The following is a 20,424-nucleotide window of genomic DNA, read 5'->3' on the forward strand; positions in this document are numbered from 1 at the left end:
CTGTAAAATCTTCTGTAATTTACCAACCTTGGCTTTAAGGATGAGAGGGATATGCTCAAATGTATGCAATCTCGTTTAACGAATTATGACAATACTATCTTTGGCAACTTGAGATCAGCGATACACTGAGGAAAATTCCTTGAGGAAGCGTTGATGGCACGAGCAAACGGGGTTACAAGTGAAACGTCTGTAGAGGAATTGCCTACAGTTGCAGACAAAGACACGGCAATAATTGAAAATTCGCCGGAACCAGTAGAGGATGCCCAGGATATTGACGATATATTAAACTCACTAAAAACTTTACTGAGTACCCTAGAAAAACTCCAAAAAGTCCGGCAGGAAGTGGGTGATATCAAACCATTGATTGGACGGATGCTGGATGGAGAACTGGTAGCTGGTGAAGAACTTGAGCAACTCAAGGCAGGTGTGAGCAGTCTTTCTCGCCTTGTTCGTGCTTATAATGACCATCAAGTAGCGTTGGCGAAAGCACAACCTGCTAGAAACTTGTTAGATCAAGTCTTGAAAGAGCGTAAAGTGAGTTGAGTTGGATTGGGGATTGGGGAAAAAATCCTTTGGGTATTTGCTTGGAATCCCAATCTCCATTCAAATTTTAGGAGTTTACAGTCCCCAATTTAAGAAGCGATCGCACTTTTTTGAGAGAAGGCGATCGCTAGACATCTCCGAAAATGAATGTAGAGACGTAGCAGTGCTACGTCTCTACAAGGATTCTGGGTAACGCATATTTAATTTCTGGAGATGTCTACTGTAAACTGAAGGTTTAACTCAAACTTGCGGCTATACCTATGAATTCTTTACAAGACTACACAATTCCTATGCATTTTATGAAATTCTAAAGCAGTTGGGTATTACAGAGGAACATTTTAACCAACTGCGATAATTACTGTGTACTAGTATTGCAAAGCCGCATTTTACCTATTTATTTTCCAGCGATCGCTTCATAAATAATAATAACTATCCACATGAATCTACAATTAGAATTGCCATTTCAGGAATTTTCTTCTTGCACTTCCCAATCCTTGGACAGTTCATCTACATTCATTAATAACATGAAACTGCCAGTTCATCGCTGGTTTAGATTTAGTGCAGGTTTCTCTGCACAATGGGTAGAAACTATAATTACCCAAGCTAAAGAACGAGGAGAAACTACTGTCTTAGATCCATTCTCTGGTTCTGGTACAACTTTACTTGCATCTGAAAAGCTTGGAGTTGAATGTTTGGGAATTGAGGCTCATCCCTTTGTTGTGCGTATAGCAAGAGCTAAACTTTTATATCAAACTGACGCTGATGCTTATCTTGAACATATACAAAAAGTTATAAAATGTGCCGAAAATGTTCAGCCCTGTGTAGATACATACCCGAAACTGATTCATGAATGCTTTAGTATATCTTCACTTGAGTCTTTAGATAGATTGCGCCAGTCTTGGGAAAAATTTGCCGATGATTCATCTGAATCTCAGTTAGTTTGGTTAACACTTGTATCAATTCTTCGTCATGTTTCTCATGCTGGAACTGCACCTTGGCAGTACATTTTACCAAATAAAAAGAAACAATATTCTTTAGATACAATGTCTGCTTTTGGGCTAATGGCAGAGAGTATAGCTACAGATATGAGAATTGCCGGAAAAATGGCGGCTTCTATTGCTACACTTATTCAATCTGATGCTCGGACTTGCCAGGGTGTACCTGATAATTTTGCCAACTTGGTAATCACCTCACCACCGTATGCTAACAACTATGACTATGCAGATGCGACACGTCTAGAAATGTGTTTTATGAAAGAAATTTCCGGTTGGAGTGATTTACAAAGTGCGGTGAGGCAATACTTAATTCGTTCATGTTCGCAGCACGTAACCAATAAGAATGTAAACATTGATGAAGTTCTAGCATCTCATGAGCTATATCCAATCAAGACTAGTATTATTGAAATTTGTCACAAATTGTCCCAAGAACGACATTTACATGGAGGTAAAAAGAATTATCATTTGATGATTGCCTGCTATTTTTTGGATATGGCTAGAGTTTGGATAGCACTTCGCAGAGTATGCAAAAGTCCTGCAACAGTTTGCTTTATGATTGGCGATTCTGCTCCCTATGGTGTTTATATTCCGGTGATTGAATGGATGGGTTTATTAGCAGAAGCCGCAGGGTTTGAATCTTTTAATTTTGAAAAAGTTCGTGACCGAAATGTGAAGTGGAAAAATCGCAAGCATAGAGTTCCTCTTTGCGAAGGTTGTTTGTGGGTTTACGGATAGGGTAATCACAACCCAAATTATTTTTGCACAAATGTAATGGCAGAATCATTTTCACATAAATGGGGTCAGATTTTAGGGCATTTCATCCAAGAATTTATTCGTGAGACACTTCAACAAGTGGCTGATGAGCATGGTTTTTACTTAGACTCTCAGAGAAAGCGCAAGGCACGAATCACTAAAAAGGTATCATGGCAAGATCGCTACGGTAACTATCATGATCTTGACTATGTACTGGAACGAGGAGGTACAGAAGATACTCTTGGTCTTCCAGTAGCATTTATTGAGACTGCATGGCGGCGTTACACCAAGCATTCTAGAAACAAGGTTCAAGAAATTGAAGGAGCGCTTATTCCTTTGGCAGACACCTATAGTCACCTTAACCCATTTTTAGGAGCTATTCTAGCAGGTGTGTTTACTCAAGGAGCGCTTGATCAATTAGAATCTAAGGGCTTTAAAATTCTTTATCTTAAGTATGAAAACATCGTTAAATCATTTACATCTGTTGGTATAAATGCATCTTTCAATGAAAGTACGTTAGAAGCAGACTTTCAAAATAGGATTGAGCAATGGAAAAAATTATCAGCGCCGGATATTACTAACATCAAAAATCAAATGCTAAGTCTTGAAAAATTCCAAATAGATAAATTTATCAATACTTTAGAGCAGTCATTTGCTAGACTAGTCCAACAGGTAAATATCATTGTCCTACATGGGCTATGTCAACAAACTGCCACTGTCGAAAATGCTATTGAATATATTCATAACTATCCAGATAATCAACCTACATTAGCCCCACCATTAAAATACGAGATTGATATTCGTTATAATAATGGTGACTTAATTCATGCCATATTTAACAATAAAATTGAAGCGCTCAAATTTCTAAGAACATTTATTTAAAGTGCTAATTAAATAATTCGTAATGGGCTACGCTAACGTAATACTCGCCTCCGGCGAGAAGCAAGCTACGTAATTCGTAATTAAGTAATGATGAACGTTGCACCCGCCATTGTAATATTAGGTCAAAATAGCGTGACAGTAGCACGCAAAATAATCAGTGTTCTACCAGGGGCGACGCTATACGGTCTAGAGGGTCGCACATCTGGAGTTGATGTCAGCTTCACAAATTTTGGCGAGACGTTGCGTGAGTTATTTACCCAGGGAAGGCCGCTGATTGGCATTTGTGCCGCCGGCATTTTAATTAGGACTCTAGCTCCGCTACTTTCAGAAAAACGACAGGAACCACCAGTGCTAGCTGTAGCTGAAGATGGTAGTGCTGTTGTCCCCCTATTGGGCGGACTTGGTGGGGTAAACGATTTGGCACGCCGCATTGCTGAAGCCCTGGATGTCAAACCTGCAATTACCACCACAGGCGATTTACGTTTGGGTACAACGTTGTTATCTCCTCCCTCTGGATACCATTTAGCGAACCCAGACGACGCTAAGAAATTTATCTCAGATGTCCTAGCCGGGGCGCAAGTCAAGCTAGAAGGAATAGCCCCTTGGTTGAGCAATAGTAAACTGCCCATAGATCCACAGGGAGATTTGACCATTCAAGTTACAGAACGTTTGGTGACTCCCACAGCCAACAGTCTTGTCTACCACCCAGCAACGATCGCGATCGCAATTAGTGACATCATTGATGATGCAGTAGCTTTAGTCCAACAGCTACTAGCTGATGCCAAACTAGAAAAAACATCAGTTGCTGGCATATTTGCACCCATCGCTACCGCCGCCGATCCCGCAATTCACGCCGTCGCTAGAGCCTTGGGAGTACCTGCCCGCTTCTTTACCCCAAATCAGCTAGAAAGTCTACTTTCACAAGGCTATAGCCCCGCCCAAGCCGCAGCGATCGCCGCTACAGGCACATCTCCCTTATCTTCCCCTTCTCCTAACATTGCGATCGCTATTGCCCCCCAACCAATAGACCCCAACACCATCGGTCAGCCACGCGGACGGTTAGCGATTATTGGCACTGGCCCTGGTGGATCGCAATGGATGTCTCCCGAAGTCAAGGAGATACTCAAGTCGGCAACTGACCTTGTGGGTTATAAAACGTATTTAGATTTAGTTGGTTCTCTGGCTGATGGCAAAGAACGGCATGAATCCGACAACCGTGAAGAAGAAGCACGGGCAAAGATGGCTCTTGATTTGGCCGCATCTGGGCGATATGTAGCTGTAGTTTCATCTGGTGATCCTGGTATCTATGCAATGGCAACAGCAGTTTTTGAGGTATGCGATCGCGATCGTAAACCCGAATGGGAAAGTATCGACATTCATGTAGCCCCAGGCATCTCTGCAATGCAGGCAGCAGCAGCAGCCATTGGTGCGCCCTTGGGGCATGACTTCTGTGCTATTTCCCTCTCGGATATCTTGAAACCTTGGTCTGCGATCGCACAACGAATTACCGCTGCTGCTGAGGCTGATTTTGTGATTGCTTTCTACAATCCTGTTTCCAAAGAGCGCACCTGGCAACTAGCAGAAGCAAGAAATATTTTGCTGCAACATCGCACACGAGATACACCAGTAGTATTAGCACGGAATCTCGGTAGACCAGGACAGACGGTAAAAGCGATCGCACTTGACCAGTTAACACCAGCAAGCGCTGATATGCGGACAATTATTCTCGTTGGTTCCACAAAAACTAGAACCATCAAGCGCAGCGATGGTAGCATCTGGGTTTATACACCGCGTCGCTATACCTAACAGCCAGTAGGGAACAGGGTTGAAACTCTCTTGATCAGCTAAAAAACTCTAATTTGCATAATCGAATTAAACATAACTCTTGTGGGGTGGGCATCTTGCCCGCCCAGTTTATGCGATTTAAATATTAGGACATCCTATATGGCTTTGTGCTTAAAATTTGTACCTCACTTACCTGCAATCTGCTGTAATAACCGTGCAAGACACTTCTCTTAATCTGAAATATTTTTAATTTTTAATATTGACAAGTCTAGTAAACTCCTGCAAAGTTTGACGATACTTTTCTTCAGCTACCCAGAATAAATCATTATGATTTGCCTTTTCAACCCACAAATAAAGTTTTGGGGATATTGCAGCATCAAATAACCTTTCTCCATGAGTAAAAGGAATTATATCATCTGCTTTTCCATGAATCACCAATATCGGGCATTTGACTTTTTTAATATTGTCTAGATTGGGAAATTTATCAAAAGGTAAAATCCGAAAAGGTACTATTACTCGAAAAGCAGAAGTAAACGAACTTTCAATAATTAAACCAGCTATTGGTTTTCGCATTGCTAAATTTAACGCAGAACCACCGCCAACCGAACGACCCAAAACTATAATTCTTTCGGGTGGTGTTTTTAAATTTTGGGTCAAATAATTGTAAGCACTATTGATATCTTCGTATGCGTTACTTTCTGTTGGCCTTCCTTCACTCGTACCATAACCGCGATAATCATAAGCAAAGACACTAAAACCCCAGGCGTGTAATTTTTCTAATATCTGTTTGATTTCTCCTAAATCTTCGGAATTACCATGAGAATAAAGAATCGTATATTTAGCTTGATTGTTCAATAAATATGTAGCTGATATCTTCGTATTTTCACCACTTGTCAACTTCAAAATTTTTGGATCATCCTCATAGCTAGAAGGTTTAGATTGAAAAATCATGCTATCTGCCCGAAAATATACAAATACTCCAAAAAATATATAGATAAAGATTAAAGATTTAACCAGCCGTTGCCAAGTAAAATCACCAATTAGTAGTTTTCTAAGTTTTTGTTTATCCATTACTTTTTATTTATTGGGTAAAGCTTTATTTCCAGGTTTCCCAATTTCTGATGTTTCCTAACTACAACAAATACAACTTCACCAAACTTAATACTAGCTTGATCAGAAAAACTATTGAGTCTTCTGCAATTGAACGACTGAGTAATTGCTTGACCCAGATTATTGAACTGATATCAAGAACCGCTATATTTCCTGATGCTAGACAGAAATGCTTAGTTTTGTATCAATCACAGTTACCAAAACTGCAACGGTTATAAAATCTCAGGCTGCTCAAGACTATTCTAAATAAGTAGAAACTTCAAATGTGACAAAACAAATTTAGTGTGAGGATTTAGCCATGTCTTACCCGATTCCGTCCAAAATGTGGCAACGAGTCAGTATTGTTGCACTGTTATTATTAATACCATCAATAGGAATTGCGCTTTTACGTCAGTCTGCTACGGTTGCGATTCCAGCCAATCAGACTCCTCCCAGTTCTAGCATTCTACCCAATCACCCTGACTACCAAGCACTCCAGGGATTGGTAAAACAGTATAGTTGTGTCGTTTCCGTCCAAAACTTTGGCACTCTTCCCATAACTCGAACTGAGTTTGCCACAGTCTTGAATGACTGTCTAAATCGCATCAATGAGCTAGCAGCGAATGATCCCAAGATAGTTACCCAAGCAGATATGAAAACTCTGCAACGCTTGCAGTCCGAATTCGCGCCGGAGTTAGCAATCCTCAGAAATTCGATAGATGAATTGGATGCTCGTAATCTCACCACTCCAACTCAGACTACCAGAGAACGTACTCTACCTGAGTCTACCCGAAAGACTCAACCCTTACCCACAGTTCTACCCCCTAGTATTCCGTCTAGGGCATCTGTGCAGGATCAACTTGTTAACCGCCCTACAAGCCCTAAACTCCAAGCTGGTAGTAGTATTGGAAGAGTTGCCCCCCAAGCAGAAACAGATAGCAGATTTAATACAGAAAACTACAACAGAATTGAGGATAATCCCTTTCATCGCGTCGGGAATGACCCACTTTCCACCTTTTCTATTGATGTCGATACAGCATCCTACAGCAACATGCGACGGTTTATTACTCAAGGGGAATTACCACCCAAGGATGCAGTGCGAATTGAGGAATTGATCAATTATTTTACCTACAATTATCCTCAACCAAAAGGCGATCGCCCTTTTTCTGTAACCACTGAAGTTGCTGCTACTCCCTGGAATCCTCAACATAAGATGGTACTAGTGGGTTTGCAAGGTAAACGCTTAGAGAGCGAAACCTTAGCACCCAGCAACCTAGTATTTCTGATTGATGTCTCCGGTTCTATGGATGACCCCAACAAATTGCCTTTGGTGCAACAATCCTTGAAATTACTAGTGAATAAACTGCGCCCTGAAGATCGGGTAAGTTTGGTAGTTTATGCTGGGAATGCTGGATTAGTCTTACCTGCAACTCCTGGTAGTCAGAAATCAAAAATTCTGGCGGCTATTGACCGCTTGGAGGCTGGAGGTTCCACTGCTGGCGGACAGGGTATTGAACTAGCTTACAAGATAGCCAAACAAAACTTCCTCAAATCTGGTAATAACAGAGTAATTTTAGCTACCGATGGAGATTTTAATGTCGGCGTTTCCAGTGATGCCGACTTGACGCGATTAATTGAACAGAAGCGAGACCAGGGAATTTTCCTGACGGTGTTGGGATTTGGTACTGGCAACTATAAGGACGGGAAAATGGAGCAATTGGCTGATAAAGGTAATGGCAATTACGCTTACATCGATACCCTATTGGAAGCCAAAAAGGTTTTAGTTAACGATTTGAGGGGAACTCTATTTACCATTGCCAAGGATGTGAAAATTCAGGTGGAATTTAATCCGGCGAAAGTTCAGGCATATCGGTTGATTGGCTACGAAAACCGCTTGCTGCAAAACCAAGATTTCAATGACGATAAGAAAGATGCAGGGGATATTGGGGCTGGTCATTCTGTGACAGCACTTTATGAAATCATTCCCACCGGTACAAAGAGTGATGTGAAGCTGCCAGAGGTAGACCCCTTGCGATATCAGCGTTCTGGTGAAACTGCCTCGAATGCTATCGGCAATGAGTTGATGCAAGTAAAACTTCGCTATAAGTTGCCCCAGGATAGCACCAGTCAATTAATTACCCAAACCATCCAAGATGATGATTTGAGAACTGACCAGATACCCTCTACAAACCTGAGATTTGCTGCTGCGGTCGCTACCTTTGGGATGGTTTTGCGTGACTCTGAGTATAAGGGGAATGCTAATTATGATTTGGTGATGAAATTAGCAACCCAAGGGAAGGGGGAAGATCAGGAGGGTTATCGGGATGAGTTTATTCGTCTGGTGGAGCAATCTAGGGGGTTGATTACCAGGACGGGAAGTAGGGAGTAGAGAGTAAATATACCAGGCGATTAGAAATCGCGGCTACACAAACGAAGTCCGCCTACGCGGACTTAAAGAATTTGAAACCCACGCAGGTGGGTAAAGTCTCGTATAGCCGCGTTCGCCTTTGGCGTGCCGGAGGCATCATTCCTTTCGCCAGAGCAGGTGTGTTTTTACCATACTAAGTACTGAGTGCCTCGGCTTGTAGTGTGAGTCAGAATAATACTCAGTACTTTTTCACTATGGTAAAAGCCCTGCCCGATGTTAAGCGGAATCTTCTTATCTAGAGGAGGTTGATGCCCCGCATATTGTGGGCAGTCTTTCATCTCAGCACGGGCTAAACGCCCCGCTACCGCTAACGGAACTCAGCACTTTTCATGACGATTGTTTTAGCGCTTACAATCGAAGCGATCGCTATTCATGCTAATTGTTCATAAGTTGATGATGTCTATAACCCAATGATGAAAAGGTTTGTAAAGTGGTGTGTTGAGTTTCCTTTTTGGTGGAATATTCGCCAAACCAGAAAGTCTCTTTTGTTTGTCGTTATGCTTACCTTGAGTGTGGTAAGTACGGTGATGCTATCGTTCCCCTTGAAGGCTCAAATTAATCTGCCGCAAACGCCCGCATCAGAATTAAGGGGAGTATGGTTAACAAATATTGATAGTGATGTGTTATTCGAGCGCGATCGCCTCAAGGGATCTTTGCAACGCCTTGATGAACTCAATTTTAACACGATATATCCAGCGGTTTGGAATTGGGGATATACGTTGTATCCTAGTAAAGTAGCAGCCAAAGTTATCGGGCGATCGCTCGATCCCACACCCGGACTACAAGGGCGAGATATCCTCAAAGAAATTGTCGATGTGGGACATCAAAAAGGGTTAACAGTGATTCCCTGGTTTGAATTTGGCTTTATGGCACCAGCAGATTCTCTACTAGCTAAAAATCGTCCCCAATGGCTCACCAGTCGCCGCGATGGAACTCGGATTGTCAAAGATGGGAATGATAATCGCGTTTGGCTAAATCCCTTTCGCCCAGAAGTACAACAGTTTATTCAAGATTTAATCGTTGAAATTGTTAGAAATTACAATATTGATGGTATTCAACTTGATGACCATTTTGGCTTACCATCAGAATTAGGATACGATGCTTATACAGTAGCACTTTATAAAAAAGAACACCGTGGTAAAGCTCCCCCCAAAAACTTTAAAGATCCAGAATGGGTAAGTTGGAGAGCTAATAAAATCACTGAATTTATGAAACGGGTTTTCACAACCATCAAAGCTACTAAAAAAAATTGCCTCGTTTCTGTTGCTCCTAATCCTCAACGTTTTTCCTACAACTTCTTTTTAGCAGACTGGCAAAAATGGGAACGGCTAGGAATTATTGAAGACTTAGTTTTGCAGATATATCGTGATGATTTGAATGTTTTTGTTAGTGAATTAGAGTATCCAGAAGTGAAAACAGCCAAGAGCCATATTCCCGTAAGTGTGGGTATTTTAGCTGGATTGAAAAACAAATCCGTACCGATACAGCAGATTCAGACACAAGTGCAAAAAATCCGCGATCGCAATTTTGCCGGAGTCTCTTTCTTTTTCTATGAATCCCTCTGGAACATCAGCAAAGAAAAGCCACAAGATCGTCAAGCTGCCTTACAAAAAATCTTCCCTACACCAACAATTTACCCGAATTTACTAGCAGGCTGGAAGCCGCTCAGTTAATTTTCCTCATCAGTTGTCTGTGAACACATCGCTTAATTTAAGTGAAGTGTTCACCGACAATTACTTAAGAATCTTTTATGGTAATTTAACTAGCTTGCTGTCCAAACCGTCTCTGTAAATCAGCTTCGGCTTCCTCAATTGTCATCGGCATTTGTTTTGGAGATTGGGCACGTCTCCTGTCGATGTAGATATGGAATGCTTCATCGTCGTTGCGATGCTCCAAAATATAAGTTCTTAGCTGCTCTAAAGGCATTTGTTGAAAGTTAGGTTTTGTCATAACCAAAGAATTTCTCCAGTTGGTGTTACCTCAGCTTCGATTGAATTATTTGCCAAGATATAAACATTTTTGGTGCGCTCGTCTAACCTTACAAGGTCTATTCCTTTATAAACTCTAGTAAGTTGAGCGCACACCCGAATTGCGGATATTGCTTGTTTGGGTGTAGGCTCCATAAAAACTATCCTATTCCCAAACGCCCAGCCAAGCCCGGAGTTAGGGGTAAAAGGGTAGTAATCATCAAGAATAGAGCTAAAAGACCCAAAGCGGCTCTAGCGTCATCTGGTTCAGTGACTTCATTCAAGCTGGGGCGTTCTTGATCCCGTTGCAAAAAGAAAATCACGATCGCCCAGTACATGGCAAGAGTATTACCGAGAGACACTAGTGCTAGTAAAATTAAAGTTGCGATCGTTGCTCTTCCTGCGGTTTTGCGCCCATAAATCGCCTGAATAATGCGGCCACCATCTAGTTGTCCTGCGGGCATTAAGTTCAAAGCAGTAATGACTAACCCCAACCAACCAATCACCACTAGGGGATGAACGCTTACCAGGGGTGACTGCAACGCCGAACCAAGGACAACTCGCGCCAAGCTTCCCACCAAAATCGACCCTTGGAAAAACTGATTGGGCAATTGAAATAAACTACCTGGGTGGGAAAGCAGCAAGCCTGTCACCAGCATTAACAAAGAGACAATACCACCTGCGGCTGGCCCTGCCAAGGCAATATCAAATAATACCTTGCGGTTGGGCAACAGAGACTCAAAGCGGGTAATTGCACCAAAAGAGCCAATTTGCACTGCGGGTAGAAAGAATGGCCAGCTAAGGCGAATTTGGTGACGCTGGGCAAGTAACCAATGACCAATTTCGTGAGCTACTAAAATCGCAAATATCCCAGCGCCTATGGGTAAAGCTTCTTGAAACCGCCCTGGATTGCCAAAGAAATCAAAATTCAGCAATAAGCCTGCTGCTTCTAAATTTGTGGCAATAGTTGCTAATAGTAGAACGCCCGCAAAGACTTTTTGTGATAACTGAAGCGGACGGGGATCATTACGACTGGGTAGGACAATCACCACTGGTCTACCATCTGTATTTTCCACTAAAAACAGGCGATATTGATCGCCAAGGCGTTGCCGTAAACTTGCAGTTAGACGGTTGTGAGTCTCTTCTGGTTCTCCCCGCAAATTGCCTTTAAAAATGGCTCCATCTTGGTAAGCGATGGTTTCTGTGGCAAAAAATGTATCGATACCAAAAATGCCTTTAATTGCATTCAAGTCATCTTCAGCTATTGGCGGGATCTCCACTTTCAGTTGTGCGACTGCTAGCTGTGGAGAATTTGCTTCAAGTGAGGAAGCCGCAGCGAGTCTTTCGGTTGCGCGTTGCTTGAGGATGGCATCTTGCCCAGCTGCGCGTAACTGTCTGCCCAAATAGACGTACAAGCCGGCAGATGTCACCACTAAGAACAATATACCCGCTATATTAATGTAAATCCCTGCGGCAAACAATCCAAAAAACAGGAGCCAGGGAGTCATCAACACCACCGACTGTAACCAGGCTAAGATTCCCAGCTTACCAAAAGGTCTAGCACGATAAAAGCCCCAGCCCAAAATGCCTAAAGCTACCAGTAGGATTGCCGCCAGGATAGAAGTTTCTGATAAAGTAAACATCTCCAAACCTTTGCTATTGAAACTAAGCCAGAACAAGTCCGGTATTGCAGATACACTATTAATTTATAACGTTGCCTGCCCTCTGCTCAAATTATCCGGTTTGGCGTCGGCTAGTCAAAAACGTAGGCATTGCAATTTTGGTAGATTATTAATCTAGCTCTGCTTCAGTTTCCTCATCTGCGATCGCAAATTCACTAATGTAGTCCCGTATAACACGCTCAAAAAATAGGGGAGCAGGCAAACCTGTCCAATCGCTGTAGTGACCAAAGCCATAGCGCAGTGACTCCACAAGGGCAGCTAAATCATCAGGATTATCTTCTGGTTGTCTCAAGGTAATAACAATCTCAAGGGGATTGGGAGTAGGCCAGCGACCCACAAATGCAGGTTTTTTAGAGAGTTGATATACGTTTAACCCAGCTTTGTTAAAAATTGGCTCTTTAGAAACATCAGTTTTTTTAACGAGGGTCTGGGTTGAGCGATAACAACTTTGACCACGTGAATATTGATGTGGTGCTTCACGTGCCACAGATAGATAAGCCACACATCCAGTGTGGTTAGTAGCGCTGAGTCGAAATAACCCAGTCGAACTAGATGCTGAATCTATTTTAAGTGTAGGCGACAGTTTCTTGAGTTCTTCTTTAGTCCTGGTATCTTCTAAAGAAGTCTCTATTAAATGTCTGGCTTTTTTCTCAATAATTCCAGGGGCGAGTTCTTGGCGAATGCGAATTATACGTGCGCCTTGCCATTCATCCTGCATATTCTCAGACTGCTGACCAAGGTCAATTTGATTAGTATTTATTTCCTCATCTTTGAGCCAAGACCACAATTGGACGCAGTTGGAAGAATCAATCATAACCAATGGTTGCATCCCATCTTCCACAGAGTTAGAGACAATCTGTTTCACAAATTTCATGAATCGAGTCTTGCGTACAGCTTTCTCATTAGCTAGTTTGATGGGAGTAAGTTGGGCAATAAAAGCTAGTGCATCAGAAAAGCTAAACCACGGGCTGATTACTAAATTTCCTTTCTCGTAAGCACAGCAAAGTTCACATTTTCCTGTATCTACGTTGAGGCGCATTACCACTGCTAAAAATGTATTCTCAATAACACCACGAAGGCGACCCCTTTGTTTACGGACGATTGTGAACCCTAAAATTTCTTTTGGTCTAGCTTCTGGTGGGATATTTTGCAAGTACTTGTCAACCTTTTCTTTTACACCATCAATCCGACCAGAATGAGCCGAGAACAAATCTTTCAGAGCCGACTGCATCCGATGGAAGAAGTCTGCGAGTTTGAGATGCTTTGTTTTACGCGTCTTTGCAATGGGTAGAAGAAATTGCACGCCACTACCAACCTTTGCAAGTGCTTGGCGGGTTGAAGGTTTATTAACTTTATCGTCATGTTTAGGAGATTTTTGACCAGTAGGATCTGGGTAAAACTGCCGTGCCATTATCAAGGAGAAAGTTGGCTTATTGGGGTCTTCAATTTGTTTTGCAGTGGATTCCCATGCTTCAATTCGCTGGCGCGATCGCTCCTTATTTTTCAAGTCTTTTCCAGGTAAAACCTCTCGTGGTCCGTGAGTATTTGCTGGCAAGCGATTAATAAAAATTTCGAGTGTGTTTCCCCACAAAACTTTAGTAATTTTCTGCAATAGCTTTGCTTCTATCTCCAAATCATCTTCATAAAATATCAACAGTCTCGGTTGCTCATTAGGATATAGTCGCTGCATCGCTGCTTGGTTTGCCTGAATGATATTTTGGAGATCATTCGTTTGATTCGGCGTAAATCTATTAAATTGAAGAGCTTTTCTTCCCCACTCAATCTCTTCTAAACGGATATCAAAGTGTTTACGTAGCAAGCTATCGATTTGACTTTCGTCGAGTTTATCGAGGTATTTCGCGGTAAACTCCAAGTCAGAATTTGTTTCAAGAGCTTCCAAAACCCCACCAAGCAGTGTAGGAAGATTAATCATGCGTGATACTTTCTTTGCCTCATCCAGATTATGGCTGGATTTTACAAGAGAGTATTTATCGAATACTTCTATTCCTAATGGGTTAAGAATTTTAGCGATCGCTTCCAAGGCATCTAATTTATCAATTTCTGGTACGCCTGTTTCAATACCATATCCTTCTGAACTATTTTCGTCTTCTTCTGAATTATCTTGAAGTCCATTACGGTAAGTTAAAACAACCTCACAGCTATCAGTAGAGGCTTTGCCCAAGGCGATTTGTTGCCCATCAAAAGATTCCAGAGGTAGTTTCAATTCTCTTCGCAGAATTTCAAAATCTGTATCTGTCACCCAACTCCAATTCTTCTTCTCTTGTTCATTATTTTTATCTTGTTTGCATTTTACTTTATAGGTAAAGGCGCGATCGGGATAGTCTTGAGAAAATATGAACCCGCTAATATTCCTACGGTCATATTTAGGAGCTTTTAACTGAGTAAACCAGCGACGTTTGGAAACCTCAACTTTCACCAAAGGTTGAGGCAAAGATGGATAAGTCACAACTTCCAAGCTGACCACAAAGCTGAATTTACCTTTTGTGTCAGATAAGGTTATCGGATCGGTCATCAATTCTACAATCCCAGAATTGCTGGAAATAATACGTTTTATCGGCCCTAAGTCTGGAAAAATCTCTTGTCCAGCAATTTGACGAGCTACGTAATCTACTATCGCACGATAGGCATATTTATCTGTTAAATCTTTTGGCTGAGTTGTACCTGTCTGTTTAGACCAATTCCAAGGCAATACTTGAGATTTAAATGGATAAATTTTCAGAAGTTCTCCTCTTTCCTGCAAATCTTGCAAGCGGTCAATAATATCCGTTGATATGTCTTCTTTTATTACAAAGGGTCTGAGATAATTTGCAAACCAGTCGTTAATAATTGGGCGAAGTATTTGATTGATATCTTCTTCATTACCACCATTTAGGTAAACAAAAGGTTCTGGCTCGCTTCCCCTTTTAGCATTATTCAATGCAAACTTTGTAAGACCTACGTCTGGTTCAATTCGCGCTGCATTTTTTAGTACTACTTCTAGAAATCCTCGAAATGAGGCATAGGGGAGATTTTTGACATTAGTTCCTTTTTGAATATCTGCAAAATCTAAGGAAGCAGCCTTTGTCCAAGCAAGAGTAAAACCCTCTACTATGATTGGAGGCAGATTATCCGGTACAGTGAAAGCTTGGGTAAATCTCTTGACAAGCTTGATTTGTCCTTGCTGAATATAAAAGGTATCTGAAACTAAATTATCATCAGTTTCTTCTTCTTCAAATAAATCTTCTTCCAATTCCATGTCATTATCAAAATTGTCGGTCATTTTTACATCTCCAATAGTGTTGAAAAACCATTGAAACCGTCTTCTTCATCCGTAAAATCTTGTGAATTAGCTAATTCATCAGGGTATTTTACTCCTTTAATGCGCTGTAAAGGTGTTAGAAATGCGCCGTAAAGTTCTTGATAAATTTCCCGAATTACAGGATCGGGGTGGTTGACACATTCTTCTAAAATGATTCGCATCTGAACCAGCATACTATCTCGCCCAGAGTCGGGTTTATCTTCTGCTGAATTTTTAGCCCAAGCTGCATCCACAAAGTAAACTGACACTGGGCATCCATTCCGCATCCCGCGCCCAATTGTTTGCAAAATAGCCACCATTTGATTAGCTGTAAACGATTTGAATAGTTCAGGGCCTAAACGGCTAGCCATTAAGGGTTCGCGTAATAATCTATTGGCAGTTCGCCAAAGGTCTTTTCTTGATTGCTGCCAAGAAGTTGCGATCGCATTTAAATCTTCTATTTCACTAAAAACTCGACTATCAAATTCTTGTGTTGCCCGTCCTGCCAAGCTGTACAACAGCCGCATATCATCTTTGGTAGGATGGGGACGAGTCAGGAAGTAAATCGAGCCAATTGCCGCATCTAGTTTTCTGTCTCCTTTGGTGAAAACGATGTTTACACCTCGACCAATTGCCAACATGGGAAAAATTAAAATATCACAGTTTTCATCGTCTCCTAATGCCTCACACTGAGCAGAGGTGATAAAATCCGTCGATTGTTCTCCATCTCTGAGGGATTGAACAATTGCCTTTGTATGCCGCCCAACTTCAGGATGATAGTCATTGATATACTTTTTGATTGTGCGAGCCTGTTCATAACTATTGACAACTAAAGCAGCTTTGCGACGAATACCAGACTTGACATCAAATCTATCCATAGACTTGTAAATTTCAGGTTTACTTCCTCCTACAAGAGCATTCACCATCCGCAGAAGATTACGCTTTTGAAGGTCGCCAGCACCGCTATATTTTAGGGGTTCATCACCACGTTCACTATCTGGAAACCATTTGAAACGATAAACGCTCTGCTCTGCTTTATTTTCTGACTGACGCGGTTTTAGTAAATAATGCGGGCCAGCGTTAATGTGGTAGGCGGGACTAGCTTCTAAAAATGAAGTTGCTGAAGTAATTAAAACGGCTGGGCTTTGATGTCCATCATCTGCGTCTAACAACCGATGAAAGCGGTGCATTAACATTCGAGGCGCACCAACAAATGTAATGTAGGACAATTGCACATTTTTGGCGGCTGTACGTGTTGTTTGTGCTTTGGAAAAACTGTATTGCACTCCAGAAAATGAACCTAAAATGCTTTCTGGAATAAATTTTCGCAATTCTGGTGATGCAGTTGACTCTCCAATGGTTTCACGAATGAATCCCTCTGCAACCATCGTTCTAGTTCCTGGTACAATTCGCTGGTAGCCCACAATTACGAAAGTAACAGTTATCAGTAATTTAGCCAAATCTTCTGCTTCTATTGTTGGTGAATGATCTGGAAAACACAGCTTGAGAAATAATTCGGCAATTTCTTCTACGATCGCATCACGTCGCTTAATCAGATTTTCAGCTAGGTAACGGCGAAAATGATTAATGAGAGTTTTCCATTGCTTTTCAAGGGTTTCACTGTTATAGCCTAAAATCCGAGGCCACAAATCTGCTTTAAAGTCTTGAGGGTTCTCAACGCCTGTGCGATCGTAGAAGGCGTTATATGCTGCCGCTTCCCAAAATTCAGTCAGCGCCCGACTTTTACTAAAGCCTAGTTTGGCTTCTTGTTCATCAAGGTCATTCTGCTGTGAGGATTTTTTTAAAGTATTCAATAGTTCGCTAACAATCCGTAATACAGTCAGCAATTGATTTTCGTAGCGTTCTCCCACCCGCGACTTAGACATATTCTGAAGGGTGGTAATTAAGGAAGTATTATGGTTGCCAAATTCTGACAAGTCACGACTGTAAAGTTCTACATCCCGATCGAATAATCGATAGTTCTCGCCACGAGCAAAGCGGTTATGGATTTGTTCTAGAATTACCCGATGAATGGATCGCTCTGAGCCTGAAATACTTAAGGTTGCTGCCCCATAACCATCTAACACTGATTGCACCATATCGCCTTCGTCGAAAACAACTACGTCGAAGGTACGGGCAATTAATTCAAAATATCGTACTTGTTCTTGAATCGCGTGAGGTGATATTTGAGTATCAAGCGATCGCACATGACCAACCCAAATATTAGCATCCAACAAATCTCGCGGTGCTTTGTTTCGACCGCACATTGTCCATAAGGGACACAAGCATTTCTTCATCTTTCCTTGTTTCCCCCCACCTTGCAATATCTCGTTGCAAGGTGCGTAACCAAAACCCCACAGGGACATATCGGCAGTTGAAAAGGCTGGTAGGACGCAGTTCATACCAAAAACTTCTGCCTGTTCTAAGGTATGAGCAAAGCCACCATTACCTCGTGTTGCTATAGCCTCAGCAATATTATCTGCATGGCGACGGCGAGTTTCATCACTTTGTCCTACCAGCATTCCCACCTTAACTTGATGAAATGCGAGTTCAGCCATGTACTGCCTAGCAACTTCAATGGAGGGAAAGACAAACATAGCTTTATAGTCATTTAGTCCCAGCCAGATAGCTATCAATACGAGAATGGTTGTTTTACCTGACCCTGGTAAACCAATTAAGTGCTTGATGTCTTCTAATTCCAACACATCATCTTCTTTCCGCAGACCTTTTCCAGCCTCCGATACCATGAGGTCAAAGCGTTCAAAACGATCTGCCCAACTACCAGATCGTCGCTCAGGATCTTGCTTTTCACGCTCGTCCATCTCAATAGCCAGATCGCGCAGTTCACTTAGGGGAATGCGAATTTTTCCTCTTGGTTGGCGGTTGAGAGAATGTGTACGACGTGCAGCAATCGGGGCGGTAATCGGAGCGATCGGCATCCTTGCTGCTGTTGACTCTTCACCTAAAGCAACCGCCATCTGCTGACGAGGATCGGCAAATGTAAAACCATAGGAATCGTATGGCAGAGGGGTACTAAGAATTTGACGCGCTTGTGTAATTAAAGAATCTTCTAAAGGGTCTGTTCTTTTAAAGTGAAGTGTTTCAATATCAATCTCATACGTCCCTTTAGTGTGGTTGCAGTAATGATGATTGTTATAGAGAGCAATAGCGTGTTTAACTGACTGCTGTGTAACAAAAGTTAGCGACATCTGCCGCATATTGAAAAGGGCTTGACGGGCAGGCTCTAATGCAGGTGCATTTAAAATGCTTGCCATACCTGACATCACTAGTGGCGCGTATTCCAGTGAATCAGTATTAATAAACTCCTTCATTAAGACGCAATACCAGCAAATTCGGTCTGCACCTTTCCAGAAATTAGGTTTGGTTCGCATAAGGCATCTTCTTTAAAAAATCAATTACAGAGGAAACCGACATAATTTCTAAACTGGCAGGATCACCCTTTTTATCTAGTGTTGAAATGAGGGTAGAAATGTAGCTTGGGTTGTCCTCGATTAAGCGATCGCTCACCGCAAGAATGCGGCGGCGATAGTGAATCAGCCCGCCAATACTACGATTGAGACGCAAAGCCAGAGTCACGGGACTTGTGTAAGATTTGGCATCAATTCCAATTGCTCGTTCGTTAATTGCCACATCGCATAAATCCGACTCCGGGTAAAGTTCAGCATTGAGCTTATTTTGTCGGGCTGTATCAAAAATGGCTAATTCGTCAATTGCTGGGCCTGTCCAGTAGGTAAGAATTCGTGGCTCGGCAATTCGTAAAATGTCTTTGGGATCTAGTTTTTCAGATACTTTTGGCGAGTTGTGGCCAATGCACTGGCGAATCGGACAACGCCCTTGTGAAAAAAGTTTTTTGTTGGGATGCGATCGCATCAGTGTGCCACAGTTGGCGCAGCGATGTGCTAGTCCATCAACTAGCCAGATATCTGGCACTAAGTTGAAGAAATTTTCAATGATCATTCGCTGTAAAGGGGTCAAGTCATTTTCAACCAAGTAATCTAATAGTTGCCGTTCTCCTATCAGAGAGTACCTGCCAAATAACTCCCGTAGCGCGGTGTAAGCTTTGTGCTGGCGACGGCCGCCCAATCGTTCAGTTGCTTCGCATAACTGAGTATATAAGCGATGCTCAATTACATTGTCTTCGCCAAAAGCCCCGCTCAGGTTGGCAATCTCTGCACAGTCTGAGGTAGGTACTCGTAAATCTGGATCGATTAAGGTGACGCTAGAAAAGCGAAAGTCTGATTGGTTAAAAACTCCTAACTGCCAGCGATCGCCACCAAGAGGGTATCGAGCGTTATCTAAAACAGTATGCACACAAGCAGCGCGATCGCTTAATCCTTCTTCAATATATAGACGACCCAATTTGCACATTGCTTGATAGAGTTCTGGTGGCAGCATACTATCCTCTTGGCGCACAATTTCTCGACCTGGGAGAACCCGGTCATATTGGCGAAGAATTCCCTGAGCAAGTAACACCACAGCATCTTCAGCCAGATCCCTCGCTGGGCGATGTCCTGTAGGTAAAGGCAAAGAAGTTGCTGAAATTGCAGGTAGCCATGTTGGATCGTGTCCTTGAGCCTCTGCGATAATTTGCCTCTCTAAAACATCTTCACCAAAGGAAGGTAAAACTTGAGCGATCGCCGCAAGTGTCCAACCCTTCTTCAATAGGAGAGCAGTTGCCAAACCCTCCAAAACCTGACGAAATCCAAATTCTTGCCCTTTGGGTTGTGATAAAAGTTGTTTTGCTCTCCACGACCGAACAGTACGGAGGGCAGGTGATTCTATAGACAGTTCAAGGTGTTTAATCTGGCGTTTTAGCTCCTTTGTCAGCGCCTCCGCAGTTCCCTCCCACTCACGCACGTCCTCAAAGTACATGGCTACAATTTAATTTACATTTTAATTAGTTTACACTAAATGATGTAAATGAAAATGTCAACCTTTTATTCGGGCTGCAAAACTACGCTGTATAGCGATTTAACTTACA

14 protein-coding genes are annotated in these 20,424 nt (G+C 42.2%); 7 read left to right on the plus strand and 7 right to left on the minus strand.

Annotation, left to right across the window (positions count from 1 at the left end; genetic code table 11):
• Positions 1 to 153: 153 nt before the first annotated feature.
• The 5 genes from V7L07_RS29830 (at position 154) to cobJ (ending at position 4,979) form a co-directional block, all read left to right on the plus strand.
• Positions 154 to 543, plus strand: coding sequence for a hypothetical protein (locus tag V7L07_RS29830; protein WP_335062884.1), 390 nt, complete (start codon positions 154 to 156; stop codon positions 541 to 543).
• Positions 544 to 580: 37 nt separating this feature from the next.
• On the plus strand, positions 581 to 736 hold the full coding sequence (locus V7L07_RS29835; protein ID WP_335062886.1) for a hypothetical protein: 156 nt from the start codon (positions 581 to 583) through the stop codon (positions 734 to 736).
• Between the two features lie 331 nt (positions 737 to 1,067).
• A complete protein-coding gene (locus V7L07_RS29840; RefSeq protein ID WP_335062887.1) occupies positions 1,068 to 2,273 on the plus strand; it encodes a DNA methyltransferase in 1,206 nt (401 codons plus the stop codon).
• A 36-nt stretch (positions 2,274 to 2,309) separates the two neighbouring features.
• Entirely contained in the window at positions 2,310 to 3,173 is an 864-nt protein-coding gene (locus tag V7L07_RS29845) for a DNA methylase (protein ID WP_179068868.1), read from the plus strand.
• An 87-nt stretch (positions 3,174 to 3,260) separates the two neighbouring features.
• Complete coding sequence (gene cobJ, locus V7L07_RS29850) at positions 3,261 to 4,979, plus strand: precorrin-3B C(17)-methyltransferase (RefSeq protein WP_335062888.1); 1,719 nt, start codon at positions 3,261 to 3,263, stop codon at positions 4,977 to 4,979.
• A gap of 225 nt (positions 4,980 to 5,204) precedes the next feature.
• On the opposite strand, the gene V7L07_RS29855 is transcribed toward cobJ, so the two are convergent.
• Positions 5,205 to 6,029, minus strand: a complete 825-nt coding sequence (locus V7L07_RS29855) for an alpha/beta hydrolase (RefSeq protein ID WP_335062889.1) — start codon at positions 6,027 to 6,029, stop codon at positions 5,205 to 5,207.
• Between the two features lie 337 nt (positions 6,030 to 6,366).
• On the opposite strand from V7L07_RS29855, the gene V7L07_RS29860 reads away from it, so the two are divergent.
• Together V7L07_RS29860 and V7L07_RS29865 are read left to right on the plus strand one after the other, a co-directional pair.
• Entirely contained in the window at positions 6,367 to 8,436 is a 2,070-nt protein-coding gene (locus tag V7L07_RS29860; protein ID WP_335062891.1) for a vWA domain-containing protein, read from the plus strand.
• A 452-nt stretch (positions 8,437 to 8,888) separates the two neighbouring features.
• Positions 8,889 to 10,148 (plus strand): glycoside hydrolase family 10 protein, encoded by a 1,260-nt coding sequence (locus tag V7L07_RS29865; RefSeq protein ID WP_335062981.1) that lies wholly within the window; start codon positions 8,889 to 8,891, stop codon positions 10,146 to 10,148.
• 85 nt (positions 10,149 to 10,233) lie between these two features.
• Here the strand turns inward: V7L07_RS29865 and V7L07_RS29870 are convergent, their stop codons facing one another.
• The 6 genes from V7L07_RS29870 to V7L07_RS29895 all read right to left on the minus strand — a co-directional run bounded on the left by V7L07_RS29870 (position 10,234) and on the right by V7L07_RS29895 (position 20,315).
• A complete protein-coding gene (locus tag V7L07_RS29870; RefSeq protein WP_190942379.1) occupies positions 10,234 to 10,425 on the minus strand; it encodes a DUF6887 family protein in 192 nt (63 codons plus the stop codon).
• Positions 10,422 to 10,598, minus strand: coding sequence for a DUF6888 family protein (locus V7L07_RS29875; RefSeq protein ID WP_335005063.1), 177 nt, complete (start codon positions 10,596 to 10,598; stop codon positions 10,422 to 10,424). Before V7L07_RS29875 ends, V7L07_RS29870 begins: the two co-directional genes overlap by 4 nt.
• Positions 10,599 to 10,603: 5 nt before the next feature.
• Positions 10,604 to 12,085 carry a site-2 protease family protein gene (locus V7L07_RS29880; RefSeq protein ID WP_179064323.1) on the minus strand — a complete coding sequence of 494 codons (1,482 nt, stop codon included), beginning with the start codon at positions 12,083 to 12,085 and terminating at the stop codon, positions 10,604 to 10,606.
• Positions 12,086 to 12,233: 148 nt separating this feature from the next.
• Positions 12,234 to 15,404: an RNaseH domain-containing protein gene (locus V7L07_RS29885; RefSeq protein ID WP_335062893.1), complete on the minus strand. Its 3,171-nt coding sequence runs from the start codon at positions 15,402 to 15,404 to the stop codon at positions 12,234 to 12,236.
• A 2-nt stretch (positions 15,405 to 15,406) separates the two neighbouring features.
• Positions 15,407 to 18,814, minus strand: a complete 3,408-nt coding sequence (locus V7L07_RS29890) for a hypothetical protein (RefSeq protein ID WP_335062895.1) — start codon at positions 18,812 to 18,814, stop codon at positions 15,407 to 15,409.
• Positions 18,798 to 20,315: a restriction endonuclease-related protein gene (locus V7L07_RS29895; protein WP_335062897.1), complete on the minus strand. Its 1,518-nt coding sequence runs from the start codon at positions 20,313 to 20,315 to the stop codon at positions 18,798 to 18,800. Before V7L07_RS29895 ends, V7L07_RS29890 begins: the two co-directional genes overlap by 17 nt.
• Positions 20,316 to 20,424 lie beyond the last annotated feature (109 nt).

The sequence above is a fragment of the Nostoc sp. genome, from assembly GCF_036916985.1.
GTDB lineage: Bacteria > Cyanobacteriota > Cyanobacteriia > Cyanobacteriales > Nostocaceae > Nostoc.